We start from the raw sequence: 14457 nt of genomic DNA on the forward strand, positions 1-14457 counted from the left end.
CGGCGAGGCCAGCGCCCTTCCGGCCGAGCACGACCTTCAACGTGCCGTGCCCTTCGGACTGCCCGCCCCCGAAAACGTCGACCCTCTTGGATGCCATTCGTCTCCCCTCCGGTTACCCTTGTTTCGGCTGCCCCGAAGACGCCACCCTGGAGAAGTCCGCCACCGCCGAGAACGCCGCGGACAGCCCCTTCAGGAGCGCGAGCCGGTTGTTCTTCACCTTCTCGTCCTTCGCCATCACGAGGACCTTTTCGAAAAACGCGGCGACCAGCGGCTGCAGGGCGGCCATCTCCCGGAACGCCTGGTCGTACCGGCCGTCCCTCGCCGCCGCCGCCACGCGACCGGACACGCCCGCGGAGGCGGCGTGGAGCGCGCGCTCCTCGTCGGTCTCGAACAGCTTCGACGACACCTCGAGGGTGCCCTCGTACGTCTTCGAGATGTTGATCGCCCGCTTGAACACCTCCGCGAGTGGCTCGAACGCCGCGTCCGCGCGGAACGCGACCAGCGCGGTCCGCTTCGCCCGCAGGTCCACGACGTCGGAAAGGCCCGCGGCGAGAACCGCCTCGACGAGGTCCGACGGGGTGCCCTGGGAAACGTGCAGGTTCAGGTACCGCCCGCCGATGAAATCCACGACCTTCCTGCGCACCTCGGCGGCGGGCGACTTGAGTTTCCCGGCAAGCGTCGCGAGCGACCGGTCCACCAGCCCCTCGATCGGGATCCGGAGGTTCCTCGCCTCGAGGATGGATAGGATCCCGAGCGTGTGGCGGCGCAGTCCGTACGGATCCGCGGTGCCCGTCGGGATCAGCCCAACCCCGAAGCAGCCGCACACCATGTCGATCTTGTCGGCGATCGCGACGGCCGCGCCGACCTCGGTTCCCGGGAGGTCGTCCGACTGCCCCTTGGGGAGGTAATGATCGAGGATCGACTGCGCGACCTCGGCCGTCTCCCCGGTCATCGAAGCGTAGTGGCGTCCCATGACCCCCTGCAGCTCGGGGAACTCCTTGATGACGCCGGTCGTGAGGTCGGCCTTGCTGAGGAACGCGGCGCGGCGGCACTCCTTCGCTTTCCCGGGAAAGCCGAAGGAGGCGACGAATTCGGCGACGTCGGCCATCCGCTCGACCTTCTCCCAGTACGTCCCCATGTCCGCCTGGAAGAGCACTTTCTTGAGCGCCTCCGTCCGGTCGAAGAGGGGCTTCTTCAGGTCGTCCCAGTAGTAGAACTCCGCGTCGGACAGGCGGGCGCGGAGCACCCGCTCGTTCCCGGCCACGACCACGCCGTTGTCGGGGACGACCATGTTCGACACGAAGCCGAACGACGGGGAGAGGCCGCCCGAGGCGTCCTCGAAGACGAAATATTTCTGGTTGACCCGCATCGATGTGACGAGGACCTCCCGCGGCAGCGCCAGGTACTTCTCATCGAACCGGCCGGAGAGGACGACCGGGAACTCCACCAGGTTCGCCACGGTCTCGACGAGCGGCTCGTCCTCGACCCATTTCGTTCCCGTCTTCGCCTCGAGCTCCCGAAGCCCCGAGCGGATCCTGTCCTTGCGCACCTCGAGGTCGACGAAGACCTTCGCGGCGGAAAGCGCCGCGGAGTACTCCGCCGTCGAGGAAAGCTCGATCGGACCGGGGGAGAGGAACCGGTGGCCGTAGGTGGTCCGGCCGGAGTTCACGTTTCCGAACCCGAACGGAAGCACCTCGTCGCCGTAGAGGGAGACGATCCAGTGCACGGGCCGCGCGAACCGGACGTCGAGGTCGGCCCAGCGCATCGACTTCTTGAAGGGTATGGCGGGAAGGAAGTCGGAGACGATCTTCGGAAGGACCTCCTGGACCGGCCGGGACGCCTCTTCGCGGACGAATCCGAGGTACTCCCCGCGGTCGGTCGGGAAGACCGAGAGGGCGGACAGTTCCACGCCCTGGGACTTCGCGAACCCGAGCGCCGCCTTCGTCGGCTTTCCGGATGCGTCGAACGCCACCGCCTTCGGGGGACCCAGGACGGTCTCGCTCTTCGCCTCCTGCCGGTCGGAAAGTGCGCGGATGACGTAGGTCAGCCTCCGCGGCGTTCCGTAGATGTCCACCTTCGCGAAGGAGAGACGCGCTTTCCGGAGCGTCTCCTCGAACTGCTGGCCGCCGAACCAGAGCGCGGGGCCGACGAACCCCGCGGGGATTTCCTCGCAGCCGATCTCGAGCAGGTAGTCGCGTTCCATCTCTTGGACCTCTCGCGGGGGTTTCTTCAGCCGGAGAATTTGCGAAGCAGCGGGAATCCCATCTCCTCGCGCGACCGGAGGAAACCCTCCGCGCAGAACCGCGCGAGATTCCGGACGCGGCCGATGTAGGAGGTCCGCTCGGTCACGGAGATCGCTCCGCGGGCATCCAGCATGTTGAACGTGTGGGAGCATTTGAGGCAGTAGTCGTACGCCGGGAGAACCAGCTTCCGCTCCAGGAGCGCCTGGCACTCCTTCTCGTACATGTTGAACAGGGAGAAGAGCATCGGGATGTCGGCGGCCTCGAAATTGTACTTCGACCACTCGACCTCGCCGCGGTGGTGGACGTCCCCGTACGTGACGTCCCCCACCCACTTGAGGTCGAACACGTTGTTCACGTTCTGCAGGTACATCGCGATCCGCTCGATCCCGTAGGTGATCTCGCCCGACACCGGTTTCAGGTCGATGCCGCCGCACTGCTGGAAGTAGGTGAACTGGGTGATCTCCATCCCGTCCAGCCAGACCTCCCACCCGAGACCCCACGCGCCGAGGGTCGGGGACTCCCAGTCGTCCTCGACGAACCGGATGTCGTGCTTCAGCGGATCGATGCCCACCGCCCTCAGGGAGTCGAGGTACAGCTCGACGTAGTCGTAGGGGCACGGCTTCATGATGACCTGGAACTGGTAGTAGTGCTGGAGGCGGTTCGGGTTCTCGCCGTACCGGCCGTCCGTCGGGCGGCGGGATGGCTCCACGTACGCCGTGTTCCACGGCTCGGGGCCGAGGGCCCGGAGGAAGGTGGCCGGGTTGAAGGTACCGGCTCCCACCTCGATGTCGTACGGCTGGTGGATCACGCACCCTTTGTCGGCCCAGAAGCGCTGAAGGGACAGGACGAGGTCTTGGAAAAGCACCATAGCCTCCCGGCGGAAGTGATAGGCATACTTATCACTCGCCCGAACGGGTTGTCAAGACGAATCATTAGGAAAATTGAGGGTTTTGCTATATACGGAGGGCCTCTCCCCCCAAGCTCCGGGTCGCCTTCCCGAGGCAATACTCGACATATCCGGGGATAACCACCTGTAATTCCAGAATAATGGGGTCCGGGATCCGCAGGCGTCCCCTGGCGGCGCTCTTCCCCGTCTGCAGCGCTCTCCACGTCTTGAGCGAACCGAGGGAGAGCCGCCCGCCGCCGGCCGGGGGGCACGATTCGCAAAGAACGCCCCCTTCCGACGGGACGAACCGGTACCATCTGCAATCCATTTTCCCGCATCTTCGGCACCCCGACAGGTCGGGACCCCATCCCCCCACGGCGAGAAATCCGGCCTCCACCCTGCGCGCGGTCTGCCCCGGCGACTCGCCGGCGGCGAGGGCCCGGAAACCGTCCAGCAGGATTCCGAACGCCTTCGGCTTGGGCCCCGCCTGGGGGAACAGCTCGGCGGCGATTTCGAGGAGATAGTCGGCGTGGCGAACCTTGTCCCAATCCTCGACGACCGGCCAGAACGACTCGGATATGGAAGCGGCCGACAGGACGGCGAGTTTCCCCGGAGATTCGGTCCAGGAGACGTCGAGGAGAACGTACCGCTGGAGGGTCCCGCCGAAACGTTTCCTGCTGCGCCAGGCGGACTTGCCGACCGTGGCGACCACGCCCGCGTCCCGCGTGAAGAAGGAGAGCCTCCGGTCCGCCTCTCCCATGTCGGCGGAACGCACGAGAAACGCGGGGGAGGTGTGGAACGTCCGTGCCCCGACGGCGCTCATCGTCCGTCGGGCGCGGATTCCACCGGGACGTCCCGGACCCGGTCCCGGATGCGGAGGCCGGCGCGCACCAGGCCCGCCACGACGGAGATGTAGCTGGCCTCCTGGGAGGTGAAGCTGCGTACCCGGACGGTCTGGATGTTGATCACCCCGATCACCCGCCCGCCGTCGTCGAGGATCGGCCAGGAAAGCATGGCCTTGTACTTCTCCTCCCGCGCCACCGCGAAGTGGCGGTACCTCGGGTCGGTCGTCGCGTCCGGCACCGCGACCGGATTTCCGGACTTCGCGGCCGCGCCGGTGATCCCTTCGCCGATCGCGAGCCGGACCTTCCCCACCGCCTCCTTCGCCAGGCCGTGGGTGGCCGACAGGACGAGCTGGCCGCCGCGGTTCAGGTAGATGGAACACACTTCCACCCGCATCCGTCCGGCGATCTTCCCGACGATCTCGTCCAGCACGTTCGCGAGGGGGATCTCCCCGCTCACCAGCCGGGTGATCTCGTCCAGGGACATCAGCTCGTACCGGGAATCCTTGTCCCTGGGAACCTCGAACATAACGTCCCCGCCGGCGCGGAAACGGATCTGGGCGAACACGTCGCCCTTCGGATACGGCTGCATGGCGGCCGGACGGGCGGCGGGAGTGCGGTCGCGGAAGCCGCAGCCGCACGACCAGTGGACCTGGTCGAAATCGGTCCGATCCCGCTTCATCTGCCGGCCGCACTTCCGGCAGTGGACGACGGCCCTGTTCATCCCCCCTCCGCCGCGATGTACGGAATCACTCCCCGAGGGTGAATCGGCGGACCTGCCCGCGCTCCCCGAACGGGGGGAGGCGCTTGCCGTTCAACGTCCCGACGACGCCGCCGGCGTTCCCGAGCTTCAGCGAGATCCGCTTTTTCGCCTGGATGCTGATCTTGTCGCCCGCATACAGCGTGGCATCGATCGGGTCCCCGTCGTCGAAGCTGTACATCACCCACGTCTGTTCGCTCGCCTCGAGGAAAAGCTGGAACGGGCCGGACGGTACTCCTTGCCCTCCGACCGTGGACACCGTGGGGGGAGCGGCCGCCGGGGAGACGGAGGGAGGCGTCGACGACGGAGGCGCGGCCTGCGATGCGGGAACGACGTTGTCCGGCGTTCCCGGCGCCGCCGCGTTGTCCCGGGAGATCCCCGCATTGTCCGGGACGGCGATGGCGGAGACGGCCGGGGCCGCGGGGGGAGGGGGCGGCGGGAGGTTCCTGCCGCGAAGCGAAACCCAGGAAAGGACGATTCCGAGAAGGAGGACCGCCCCGGCCGCCAGGGTGTACGTGGTCCGCCGGTTCCCTCGTTCCCTTTCCCGCTCCAGCCACTCGGGGCGGAGCTGGGCGGCCGTCTCCCCTTCCGCGTTCTGCCGGACGGAGCGCTCGTACTCGGTCAGCACCGGCCCGGGGGATTCCGAGAGATACCGGGCGTACGTCCGGATGAAGCCGGAGGAGAAGACGCGTTCCGGCCATCCCTCGTAGTCCCCCCGCTCGATCCCCTCCAGGTACTTCCGCCCGATCCGAAGCTCCGAGGAGACGTCGTCGATGGTCTTCCCCATCGCCTCGCGGCGTTCTTTCCAGGACGCGCCCGCGTTGCTCGCGTTCACCGTTTTTCCGATTCGAGGACGGCCAGGTATCCCACCGCCTGTTTCCGGATCCCGGGCTCCCTCGACAATTCGAGCACCGTCTTGAACGACTTCACCGCGTCCGTGGTGCGCTTGAGCCGGGCCTGGACGCGCCCGAGCTCCATCCACCCGTCGACGTAGTCGGGTACGCGTTCCACGCAACGGGCGAGGGCGTCCGCGGCGTCTTCCCACCGGTCCGCCCCGCCGAGGACCACGGAGAGGCCGAGGTACGCGGGCGCGTACCGATCGTTGACCCGGATCGCCTTCCGGTACGACGCGTGCGCCATCGAAGCGTCTCCCTTCAGGCGGTACGCTTCCCCGGCGTTGTAGTAGGCCCACTCCGGCGTCGCGTACAGGACGTTTCCCGCCGCGGCCTCGAATTCGCGGATCGCCTCGTCCCACGCCTTCCGCCCGGCCAGGACGATTCCGAGGTTGTTCCGCGCGTCGGCGTAGTCCGGATTCTTGGAGATGGCGGACCGGAGGTACTCCTCCGCCTTCGCCTGGTCGCCGCGGGCCCGGTACGTCAGTCCGAGCATCATGTCGACTTCGGGGTTGGTCGGGTCGAGCTCCGCGGCCCGCGAAAGCTCCGTCATCGCCATGTGGAGGTTGCTCTGGTCGAGGTAGGTGACGCCCATCCGCATGCGGGCCGCCGCCTCCTTCTTCCGGTCGACGGACGGCGTCCCGCAGGAAGCGACCAGCGCGGCGGCCAGACAGGGGACGAGGATCGCGCGGAAGCGGCGGGGGGCTTTCAAAGGTATTTCCCGACGAGGAGGGACAGACGTTTCCGGGCGGAGGCCGGAATCCGCTTCCGGTCGGTTATGAGGGCGAATTCGAGGGCGTTCCCGCAGCGGCACCCGCCGGGGAGGGGAAGGCGCTTCGCCACCTCCCGGACGATCCGTTTGGAATTCTCCACGTTCCTGCGGAGGATGGCCAGGATCGCCTCTACCGTGACGTCCTCCTCCGACGCGTGCCAGCAGTCGTAGTCGGTGGCCAGCGCGAGCGCGGCGTAGCAGATTTCGGCTTCCCGGGCGAGCTTCGCCTCCGGCATGTTCGTCATGCCGATCACATCGACGCCCCACTTCCGGTAGATGTTCGACTCCGCGCGCGTCGAGAACGCCGGCCCCTCCATGCACAGGTACGTCCCGCCGCGGTGGACCCGCTTCACCACCTTCCGCGCCGAAGCGTGGGCCGCCTCCGAGAGGACCGGGCACACCGGGTCCGCGAAGGCGATGTGCCCCGCCACGCCGTCCTCGAAGAACGTGTTGGGCCGGAACTTCGTGTGGTCGTAGAACTGGTCGACGACGACGATGTCGCCGGGGCGGATCCGCTCCTTCATGCTGCCGACGGCGGAGATGGAAAGGATCGCGTCGACGCCGATCTTCTTCATCGCGTAGATGTTCGCCCGGTAGTTGATCCGGGACGGCGGGATCCTGTGCCCCCGCCCGTGGCGGGGCAGGAACGCCAGCGTGCGGCCGTCGATCTCGCCCACCGTGATCGCGTCGGAAGGGTCGCCAAACGGGGTCCGCACGGTGACCTGGCGGACGTTCCTCATCCCTTCCATTTCGTAGAGGCCGGAACCGCCGATGATCCCGAGGATGTCGGACATGCGTCCTTCCTTCTTCCGGTGTCGGAGATACCCTTTAAACTATAGGCAGATCGGGAACAACGCTCAACTCTTTTTCCCCGGGACGCCGCCTTAGGCTACGTCGCCTCGGTCCGAAGCTGCCCGCACGCGGCGCGGATGTCCTCGCCGCGGCGTTCCCGGGTGATCGCCTGGATTCCGGCGGCGAGCAGGACGTCCCGGAACCGGTCCGCCCTCCCCTTCTCGGGCGCCCCGAACGGCGCCCCCTCGTGGGGGTTGTACGGGATCAGGTTCACCTTGATCCGGCCGCCCCGGAAGAGGCGGGCGAGCGCGGCGGCGTCCTCCGGGGAATCGTTCACCCCGGCGAGGAGCACGTACTCCGCCGTCACCTTCCGGCCGCTCCGGAGAGGAATCCGCTTCATCGCCGTGACAAGATCCTTCAGCGGGTATTTCCGGTTCACCGGCATCAGCGTCGATCGCTTCGCGTCGTCGGAGGCGTTGACGGATACGGCGAAGCTCACGGGGTACTTCTCCGCGAGCGCGATCATCGCCGGAACGATCCCGGCCGTCGAGACGGTCACCCTCTTCCCCGAAAGGCAGAATCCGTGCTGGGAGAGGAGGATCTCCACCGCGCGGGACACCTCGTCGACGTTCAGGAGCGGCTCCCCCATCCCCATGAAGACGACGTTCGAGAGCCGTTCTCCCCGCTCCGCCAGCCGCTTCGCGGCGAAGCAGACCTGGTGGACGATCTCCGCGGACGTCATGTCGCGCCGGAACCCCATCGCCCCGGTGGCGCAGAAGACGCACCCGAGGGCGCACCCCACTTGGGAGGAGACGCAGAGGGTCCGTCGTCCCTCGTCCGGGATGAGGACGCTCTCCATCGCCTCCCCGTCGCCGAGACGGAACAGGTACTTCTCCGTCCCGTCGGAGGAGACCTCGATCCGCTCTGCTGGCGGGGCGGAGATCGTGCACGATCCCGAAAGCAGCGCGCGGAACTCCTTCGAAAGGTCCGTCATCGCCGCGAACGCTTCCACGTGCTTTTCGTAGATCCAGCGGGACACCTGCCGCGCGCGGTACCGCTCCTTCCCCCACCGGGCGAAGAACCGTTCCAGCTCCGGGAGCGTCATCCCCTTCAGGTCGGTGCGTCCCGCGACTCCGTTCACCATTTATTCAAGATACCACGGCACGCAGGCGTAGCTCGCTACTGCGCAGGGGGCTCCCCGTTCGTGCCCCCCGTTTTTCCTACAGCGGGGGTACCCCGACGGCGCGAAGCCCGTGTCGGGGCATGCGCCGACAGGCTCCCCGTCTCCGAACATCGAACGTGGTATGCGCTACTCTCCCCGCCCTTCGGCCAGCCTTCTCGCCCCGAACACATCTATTTCATCAATAGTGCGGGTTCTCCGCCGGTTCCGCGCTGTCGGTCTCTGCCCCACCGGGAACGATCGTATCGGTGGGGTACCCCTCCAGCGGGGAGCATGGGGCGCTCAGGGGACCCCCTGCTCCGTACGCTCCCATGTCGGCGTGCGGAGTGACGCCCCGACACTAGCTTCGCGCCGTCGGGGTACCCCGCAACAGGAAAACCGAGGGGCACGGCGGGGGGTTCCTCGCAGGGGGCGTGTGGAGCGAGGCGGAGATTGCGTCGAGTGAAACCCGCAGTGAGCGGGAGAAGGTCGCGAACGTCCCCGAGAGGAAGCCCCCCGCCCCGCTATGAGCTTCGCGCCGGCGGGGTACCCCCGCGAAGGGATGCCTCGGGGGCACGAGGAACGAAGCACCATAACAAAGGAGCCTTGCCGAGCGGGGCTTCCCGGGCGAAAAAAAAGCCGGGCCGCGTTTCCGCGGCCCGGCGGGGAGTCGTGTGGAACGGCGTGCTACGCGATCGAGTCGATGATCGCGTTGAAGGTCGCGCTGGGGCGCATCGCCTTCGACGTCTTGACCGGGTCCGGATCGTAGTAGCCGCCGATGTCCATCGGCTTCGCCTGGGCCGCGAGCAGCTCCTGGTCGATCTTCGCCGCATTGTCGCCCAGCGCCTTCGCCACGCCGGCGAACCGCTTCTGAAGCTCCTTGTCCTTGCCCTGCGCGGCCAGCGCCTCCGCCCAGTACAGCGCGAGGTAGAAGTGGCTCCCCCGGTTGTCGATCTGTCCCACCTTGCGCGCGGGCGACTTGTTGTTGTCCAGGAACTTGCCGATCGCCTGGTCCAGCGTCTCCGCCAGGACGAGCGCCTTGTCGTTCTTGAACGTGTTCCCCAGATGCTCCAGGGACGCCGCGAGCGCGGAGAATTCCCCGAGGGAATCCCACCGCAAGTACCCCTCCTTCACGAACTGCTGGACGTGCTTGGGCGCCGATCCGCCGGCGCCGGTCTCGAACAGCCCGCCCCCCGCGAGAAGGGGGACGATCGACAGCATCTTCGCGCTGGTCCCCACCTCGATGATCGGGAACAGGTCGGTCAGGTAGTCCCTCAGCGCGTTCCCCGTGACGGAGATCGTGTCCTTCCCCGCCCGGAACCGTTCCAGCGTGAATTTCATCGCCTCGATCGGGGCCAGGATGTGGAACTCCAACCCCTTCGTATCGTGGTCCTTCAGGTACCGGTTCACCTTCGCGATGATCTGCGCGTCGTGCGCCCGGTTCCCGTCCAGCCAGAAGACCGCGACCGCCCCGGTCGCCTTCGCACGCTGGACGGCCAGCTTCACCCAGTCCCGGATCGGGATGTCCTTCGTCTGGCACATGCGGAAGATGTCCCCCTCCTCCACCTTCTGCTCCAGAAGGGTCGCGCCGGAGACGTCGACCGCGCGGATGGTCCCGTTCCCCGGCGCCATGAACGTCTTGTCGTGGGAGCCGTACTCCTCCGCCTTCTGCGCCATGAGGCCGACGTTCGGCACGCTCCCGATGGTCGCCGGGTCGAACGCCCCGTTCTTCCTGCAATCCTCGATGATGGTCCGGTACGTCGTCGCGTAGCACCGGTCGGGGATCATCGCCTTCGTGTCGTGGAGCTTTCCGTCCGGCCCCCACATCTTCCCCGAGTCGCGGACGACGACCGGCATCGAAGCGTCGACGATGATGTCGTTCGGGGCGTGCAGGTTCGTGATCCCCTTGTCCGAGTCGACCATCGCGAGCGCGGGCCGGACCTTGTACACCGCCTGGATGTCCGCCTCGATCGCCGCCCGCTCCGCCTCCGGCAGCTTCCCGATTTTCGCGTACAGGTCTCCCATGCCGAAGTTCGGGTTCACGCCCAGCGACTTGAACGTCGCCGCGTGCTTGTCGAAGACGTCCTTGAAGTAGACGGAAACGGCGTGGCCGAACATGATCGGATCGGAGATCTTCATCATGGTGGCCTTGAGGTGCAGCGACAGCAGGACCCCGGACTTCCTCGCGTCCTCGATCTGCTCCTCGTAGAATTTCCGGAGCGCGCGGACGTTCATCACCGTCGCGTCGAGCACCTCCCCTTCCAGCAGGGGCAGCTTCTTCTTCAGGACGGTGGTTTTCCCGTCGGCGGCGACGAACTCGATCCGCGCTTCCGTCGCCTTCGGCAACGTGACGGATTTTTCGCTGCCGTAGAAATCCCCCCCGTTCATGTGCGCCACGTGGGACTTCGAATCGGGCGTCCACGCGCCCATCTTGTGCGGATGCTTCTTCGAGAACAGCTTTACCGAAAGCGGCGCCCTGCGGTCCGAGTTTCCTTCGCGCAGGACCGGGTTCACGGCGCTCCCGAGGACCTTGGCGAACCGGGCCTGGAGCTCCCGTTCGGCGTCCGTCTTCGGTTCCTCCGGGTAGTCCGGGATGTCGTACCCGTGGGACTGCAGCTCCTTGATCGCGGCGGCCAGCTGCGGGATGGACGCGCTGATGTTGGGAAGCTTGATGATGTTGGCTTCGGGTTTCTGCGTGAGCTCTCCCAGCTGGGCCAGGTAATCCGGGATCCGCTGTTTCTCGGTCAGCTTTTCCGGAAAGTTCGCGATGATCCTGCCCGCGAGAGAGATGTCCCTCGTCTCCACGGAAACGCCGGTTCCCTTCGTGAACGCCTGCACGATGGGAAGGAGGGAGTAGGTCGCCAACGCGGGTGCTTCGTCGATCTTCGTCCAGATGATGGTCGACGTCTTTGCGGTCATGGTCTCTCCTTGAGGTGCGCGGTATGGTCGGCCGTTTCCGGTTTAACTCACCAGATCCAAACTGCTGAAAAAGTACGATATTTCCGTTGCGGCCGTATCCGGGGCGTCGGATCCGTGCACGATGTTCCGCTCGACGTTGGCGGCGAGGTCGGCGCGGATCGTCCCCTTGTCGGCCTTCTTCGGGTCGGTGGCGCCCATCAGCGCGCGGTTGCGGGCGATCACGTCCGGACCCTCGAGGACCATCACGACGATCGGCCCGGAGGACATGAAATCGGTCAGGGAGCCGAAGAACGGCCGCTCGCGGTGGACGGCGTAGAACCCCTCCGCCTCCTGTTTCGTGAGGTGGAGCATCCGCATCGCGACGATCCGGATCCCCGCCGCCTCGAATCGCCGGACGACCTCCCCGACCACTCCCTTGGCGACTCCGTCCGGCTTGACGATCGAAAGGGTCCGCTGCTTCTTCATGTGATGCATCAGGCGGTCTTCGCCTTCGCGAGCTCGTACCCGGCCATGAGCGCCTTCTTGTTCAGCTCCTCGGTCCCCTTCGGGACGCGGGAGAGGACCGCCTTCTCGACCGACTCCAGGCTGACCTGCCCGGTGAAGGCCGTGATGGCACCGATGGCCACGATGTTGGCGACGAACGCCTTCCCGATCTCCTCGGAGGCGGTCCGGATGATCGGAAGCCTGACGATCTTGAAATTCCCCTTGGGGAGCTCCTTGACGAAGTCCTCGTCCACAAGGAGGATCCCGGTCGGCTTTATGTCCTTGTAATACTTCAGACACGCCTCCTGCGTCAGGGCAAGCATCAGGTCGATCTCGGTGGCCTTCGGGAAATCGATCGGCCTGTCGGAGATGATGACTTCCGACTTGGATGCGCCGCCGCGCGCCTCGGGCCCGTACGACTGGCTCTGCACGGCGTTCTTCTTGTCGAAGATGGTGGCCGCTTCCGCGAAGATGACCCCGGCGAGGATCAGCCCCTGGCCGCCGGAACCGGAAAACCGGATCTCATATCGCACGCTCATGGCGTTACGCCCTCCCCTCTTTCGGCTTCCTGACGCGCTCCGCCATGGCGTAGTAGGTTTCGCAGTATTCCGGAACCCCCTCCTTCTTGAAGAGGACGCCCATGGGGAACTTGCCGGCGGTCTTCTCCGGCGGAAGCTTGTCGAACGCCACGGCCGGGATGAACGTGTCCTTCATCCAAAGGAGCATGTCGGTCGGGCTCTTGAACTTGTTGCGGCGGCCGTGGGTGGTCGGGCACGCGTTGATGATCTCGACCACCGATAGCCCCTTGTGCTGCATCGCGTCGGAGATCAGCCGGTCGAGCCCCGCCGCGTGGTAGGCGGTCCCGCGGGCCACGAAGCTCGCCCCGGCTCCCTTTGCCAGCTCCGGGATGTTGAACGACGGGTCGACGTTGCCGTACGGCATCGTGGTGGCCAGGTGGCCGGAGGGGGTGGTCGGGGAGTATTGCCCCCCGGTCATCCCGTAGATGAAGTTGTTGAATACGAGCACGGTGATGTCGATGTTCCGGCGGCAGGCGTGGATGAAGTGGTTCCCGCCGATCGCCGTCGCGTCGCCGTCGCCGCTGACCACCAGGACGTGCTTGTCCGGCTTCGCCATCTTGATGCCGGTGGCGAACCCGAGGGCGCGCCCGTGGGTCGTGTGGAGGGTGTTGAAGTCCACATACCCGGGCAGCCGCGAGGCGCACCCGATCCCCGACACCAGGGCGATATCGTCCCGGTTGAGCTTCAGGGTGTCCACCACGCGGAGCAGCGACTTGAACACGATGCCGTAGGTGCAGCCCGGGCACCAGATGTGCGGCAGCTTCCCGCCGCGGATGTACTGGTTGTAGTCGAACGCCATTACCTTGCCTCCTTTACCTTGGCGAGGATCTGCGCCGGGGTGATCGGGTCGCCGTCGACGCGGTAGATCCCCTCGACCCCGCAACGACCCTTCGAGCACCGCTCCACTTCGAAGATGATCTGCCCCAGCGACAGCTCGGGGACCACGATCGCCTTCACGCGCCCGGAGAGCGCCGCGACCTGCTCCTCGGGAAACGGCCAGATGGTCAGCGGACGGAAGAGACCCACCTTGATCCCTTCCTCCCGGGCCGTCTCCACCGCGGTCTTGGCGGATCGGGCGGAAACACCGTAGGCGAAGATCGCGATCTCCGCGTCGGCCAGCTGGTACTCCTCGAACTTGACGATGTCGGCCTTGTTCGCCTCGACCTTGCGCATCAGCCGCAGCTCGTCGGTGTGGATCCGCGGGGACGCGTTCACCGGGAAGCCGTCGGGGCCGTGGTTCAGCCCCGTGACGTGGTACCGGTACCCCTCGAAGAAGTTCGCCATCGGCGGGACGTCCCCCTTGCTGTCGTCGTACGGCAGGTACTCCGACGGCGGGCACGTGGGCTTGGCCCGGCCGACCACCGGGATGACCCCCTTGTCGGGAATCTCGATCCGCTCCCGCATGTGGCCGACGATCTCGTCGAAGGCGATGATGACCGGAGTGCGGTACTTCTCCGAGAGATTGAACGCGCGCACGGTCTCGGTGAAGATCTCCTGGACGTACGCGGGGGTCAGGCAGATGACCGGGTGGTCGCCGTGCGTCCCCCACTTGCACTGCATGATGTCGCTCTGGCCGGGACCGGTCGGCACGCCGGTCGAAGGCCCGCCGCGCATGACGTTCACGATCACGCACGGAACCTCGGTCAGCATCGCGAACCCCATGTTCTCCTGCTTGAGCGAGAACCCGGGGCCGGATGTCGCGGTCAGCGCCTTGCACCCCGCCAGGGCTCCGCCGATTACGGCCGCCATCGCCGCGATCTCGTCCTCCATCTGCAGGAACGCCCCGCCGATCAGCGGAAGTCGCCTCGCCAGGTACTCGGCCACCTCGGTCGACGGGGTGATCGGGTAGCCGCCGAAGAAGTTGCACCCCGCGTACAGGGCTCCCTCCGCGCACGCCTCGTTACCCTGGCGCAGCTTGATCTTGCCCACCTGTCTTCTACTTTTTCCGGTTCGTATGGGAGGCTATTTTTTCTCGACGAAAATGGCGAAGTCGGGGCACCGCAGCTCGCACGCCATGCAGATCGTGCACTTGTCGATGTCGACCACCTTCACCTTGAACATGTCCATGCCCAGCACCTGGGTCGGGCACAGCTTCACGCAGATCTCGCACCCCTTGCAGTAGCGCGGGCC

14 protein-coding genes are annotated in these 14457 nt (G+C 66.4%); all 14 read right to left on the reverse strand.

Features of this window, described 5'->3' with window-relative positions:
• Positions 1-112 precede the first annotated feature (112 nt).
• Positions 113-2203, reverse strand: a complete 2091-nt coding sequence (locus tag HZB86_07030; protein ID MBI5905291.1) for a glycine--tRNA ligase subunit beta — start codon at positions 2201-2203, stop codon at positions 113-115.
• Positions 2204-2229: 26 nt separating this feature from the next.
• A complete protein-coding gene (locus tag HZB86_07035) occupies positions 2230-3108 on the reverse strand; it encodes a glycine--tRNA ligase subunit alpha (GenBank protein MBI5905292.1) in 879 nt (292 codons plus the stop codon).
• An 88-nt stretch (positions 3109-3196) separates the two neighbouring features.
• Positions 3197-3952 carry a DNA repair protein RecO gene (recO, locus tag HZB86_07040; protein MBI5905293.1) on the reverse strand — a complete coding sequence of 252 codons (756 nt, stop codon included), beginning with the start codon at positions 3950-3952 and terminating at the stop codon, positions 3197-3199.
• On the reverse strand, positions 3949-4695 hold the full coding sequence (locus HZB86_07045; GenBank protein ID MBI5905294.1) for a GAF domain-containing protein: 747 nt from the start codon (positions 4693-4695) through the stop codon (positions 3949-3951). Before HZB86_07045 ends, recO begins: the two co-directional genes overlap by 4 nt.
• Positions 4696-4720: 25 nt before the next feature.
• Positions 4721-5566 carry a helix-turn-helix domain-containing protein gene (locus HZB86_07050; protein MBI5905295.1) on the reverse strand — a complete coding sequence of 282 codons (846 nt, stop codon included), beginning with the start codon at positions 5564-5566 and terminating at the stop codon, positions 4721-4723.
• Positions 5563-6336: a tetratricopeptide repeat protein gene (locus tag HZB86_07055; GenBank protein ID MBI5905296.1), complete on the reverse strand. Its 774-nt coding sequence runs from the start codon at positions 6334-6336 to the stop codon at positions 5563-5565. The genes HZB86_07050 and HZB86_07055 overlap by 4 nt, the downstream gene beginning before the upstream one ends.
• Positions 6333-7190, reverse strand: coding sequence for an S-methyl-5'-thioadenosine phosphorylase (gene mtnP, locus HZB86_07060; GenBank protein ID MBI5905297.1), 858 nt, complete (start codon positions 7188-7190; stop codon positions 6333-6335). Before mtnP ends, HZB86_07055 begins: the two co-directional genes overlap by 4 nt.
• 95 nt (positions 7191-7285) lie before the next feature.
• Positions 7286-8332: a 23S rRNA (adenine(2503)-C(2))-methyltransferase RlmN gene (gene rlmN, locus HZB86_07065; GenBank protein ID MBI5905298.1), complete on the reverse strand. Its 1047-nt coding sequence runs from the start codon at positions 8330-8332 to the stop codon at positions 7286-7288.
• Positions 8333-9034: 702 nt separating this feature from the next.
• Positions 9035-11266 carry an NADP-dependent isocitrate dehydrogenase gene (locus HZB86_07070; GenBank protein MBI5905299.1) on the reverse strand — a complete coding sequence of 744 codons (2232 nt, stop codon included), beginning with the start codon at positions 11264-11266 and terminating at the stop codon, positions 9035-9037.
• A gap of 42 nt (positions 11267-11308) precedes the next feature.
• On the reverse strand, positions 11309-11731 hold the full coding sequence (gene ndk / locus HZB86_07075; GenBank protein ID MBI5905300.1) for a nucleoside-diphosphate kinase: 423 nt from the start codon (positions 11729-11731) through the stop codon (positions 11309-11311).
• 8 nt (positions 11732-11739) lie between these two features.
• Positions 11740-12288: a 2-oxoacid:acceptor oxidoreductase family protein gene (locus tag HZB86_07080; GenBank protein MBI5905301.1), complete on the reverse strand. Its 549-nt coding sequence runs from the start codon at positions 12286-12288 to the stop codon at positions 11740-11742.
• A 4-nt stretch (positions 12289-12292) separates the two neighbouring features.
• Positions 12293-13126, reverse strand: coding sequence for a 2-oxoacid:ferredoxin oxidoreductase subunit beta (locus tag HZB86_07085; GenBank protein MBI5905302.1), 834 nt, complete (start codon positions 13124-13126; stop codon positions 12293-12295).
• Positions 13126-14256: a 2-oxoacid:acceptor oxidoreductase subunit alpha gene (locus tag HZB86_07090; GenBank protein ID MBI5905303.1), complete on the reverse strand. Its 1131-nt coding sequence runs from the start codon at positions 14254-14256 to the stop codon at positions 13126-13128. The genes HZB86_07085 and HZB86_07090 overlap by 1 nt, the downstream gene beginning before the upstream one ends.
• 33 nt (positions 14257-14289) lie before the next feature.
• On the reverse strand, positions 14290-14457 hold a 168-nt coding region (locus tag HZB86_07095), incomplete at its 5' end, for a 4Fe-4S binding protein (GenBank protein ID MBI5905304.1).

It is taken from the genome of Deltaproteobacteria bacterium (assembly GCA_016234845.1).
Taxonomy (GTDB): domain Bacteria; phylum Desulfobacterota; class Deferrimicrobia; order Deferrimicrobiales; family Deferrimicrobiaceae; genus JACRNP01.

Coding starts and splice junctions, on each gene's coding strand:
- HZB86_07030 (MBI5905291.1), bottom strand. CDS start 2,203: ATGGAACGCGACTACCTGCTCGAGATCGGCTGCGAGGAAATCCCCGCG.
- recO (MBI5905293.1), bottom strand. CDS start 3,952: ATGAGCGCCGTCGGGGCACGGACGTTCCACACCTCCCCCGCGTTTCTC.
- HZB86_07045 (MBI5905294.1), bottom strand. CDS start 4,695: ATGAACAGGGCCGTCGTCCACTGCCGGAAGTGCGGCCGGCAGATGAAG.
- mtnP (MBI5905297.1), bottom strand. CDS start 7,190: ATGTCCGACATCCTCGGGATCATCGGCGGTTCCGGCCTCTACGAAATG.
- rlmN (MBI5905298.1), bottom strand. CDS start 8,332: ATGGTGAACGGAGTCGCGGGACGCACCGACCTGAAGGGGATGACGCTC.
- HZB86_07070 (MBI5905299.1), bottom strand. CDS start 11,266: ATGACCGCAAAGACGTCGACCATCATCTGGACGAAGATCGACGAAGCA.
- ndk (MBI5905300.1), bottom strand. CDS start 11,731: ATGAAGAAGCAGCGGACCCTTTCGATCGTCAAGCCGGACGGAGTCGCC.
- HZB86_07080 (MBI5905301.1), bottom strand. CDS start 12,288: ATGAGCGTGCGATATGAGATCCGGTTTTCCGGTTCCGGCGGCCAGGGG.
- HZB86_07085 (MBI5905302.1), bottom strand. CDS start 13,126: ATGGCGTTCGACTACAACCAGTACATCCGCGGCGGGAAGCTGCCGCAC.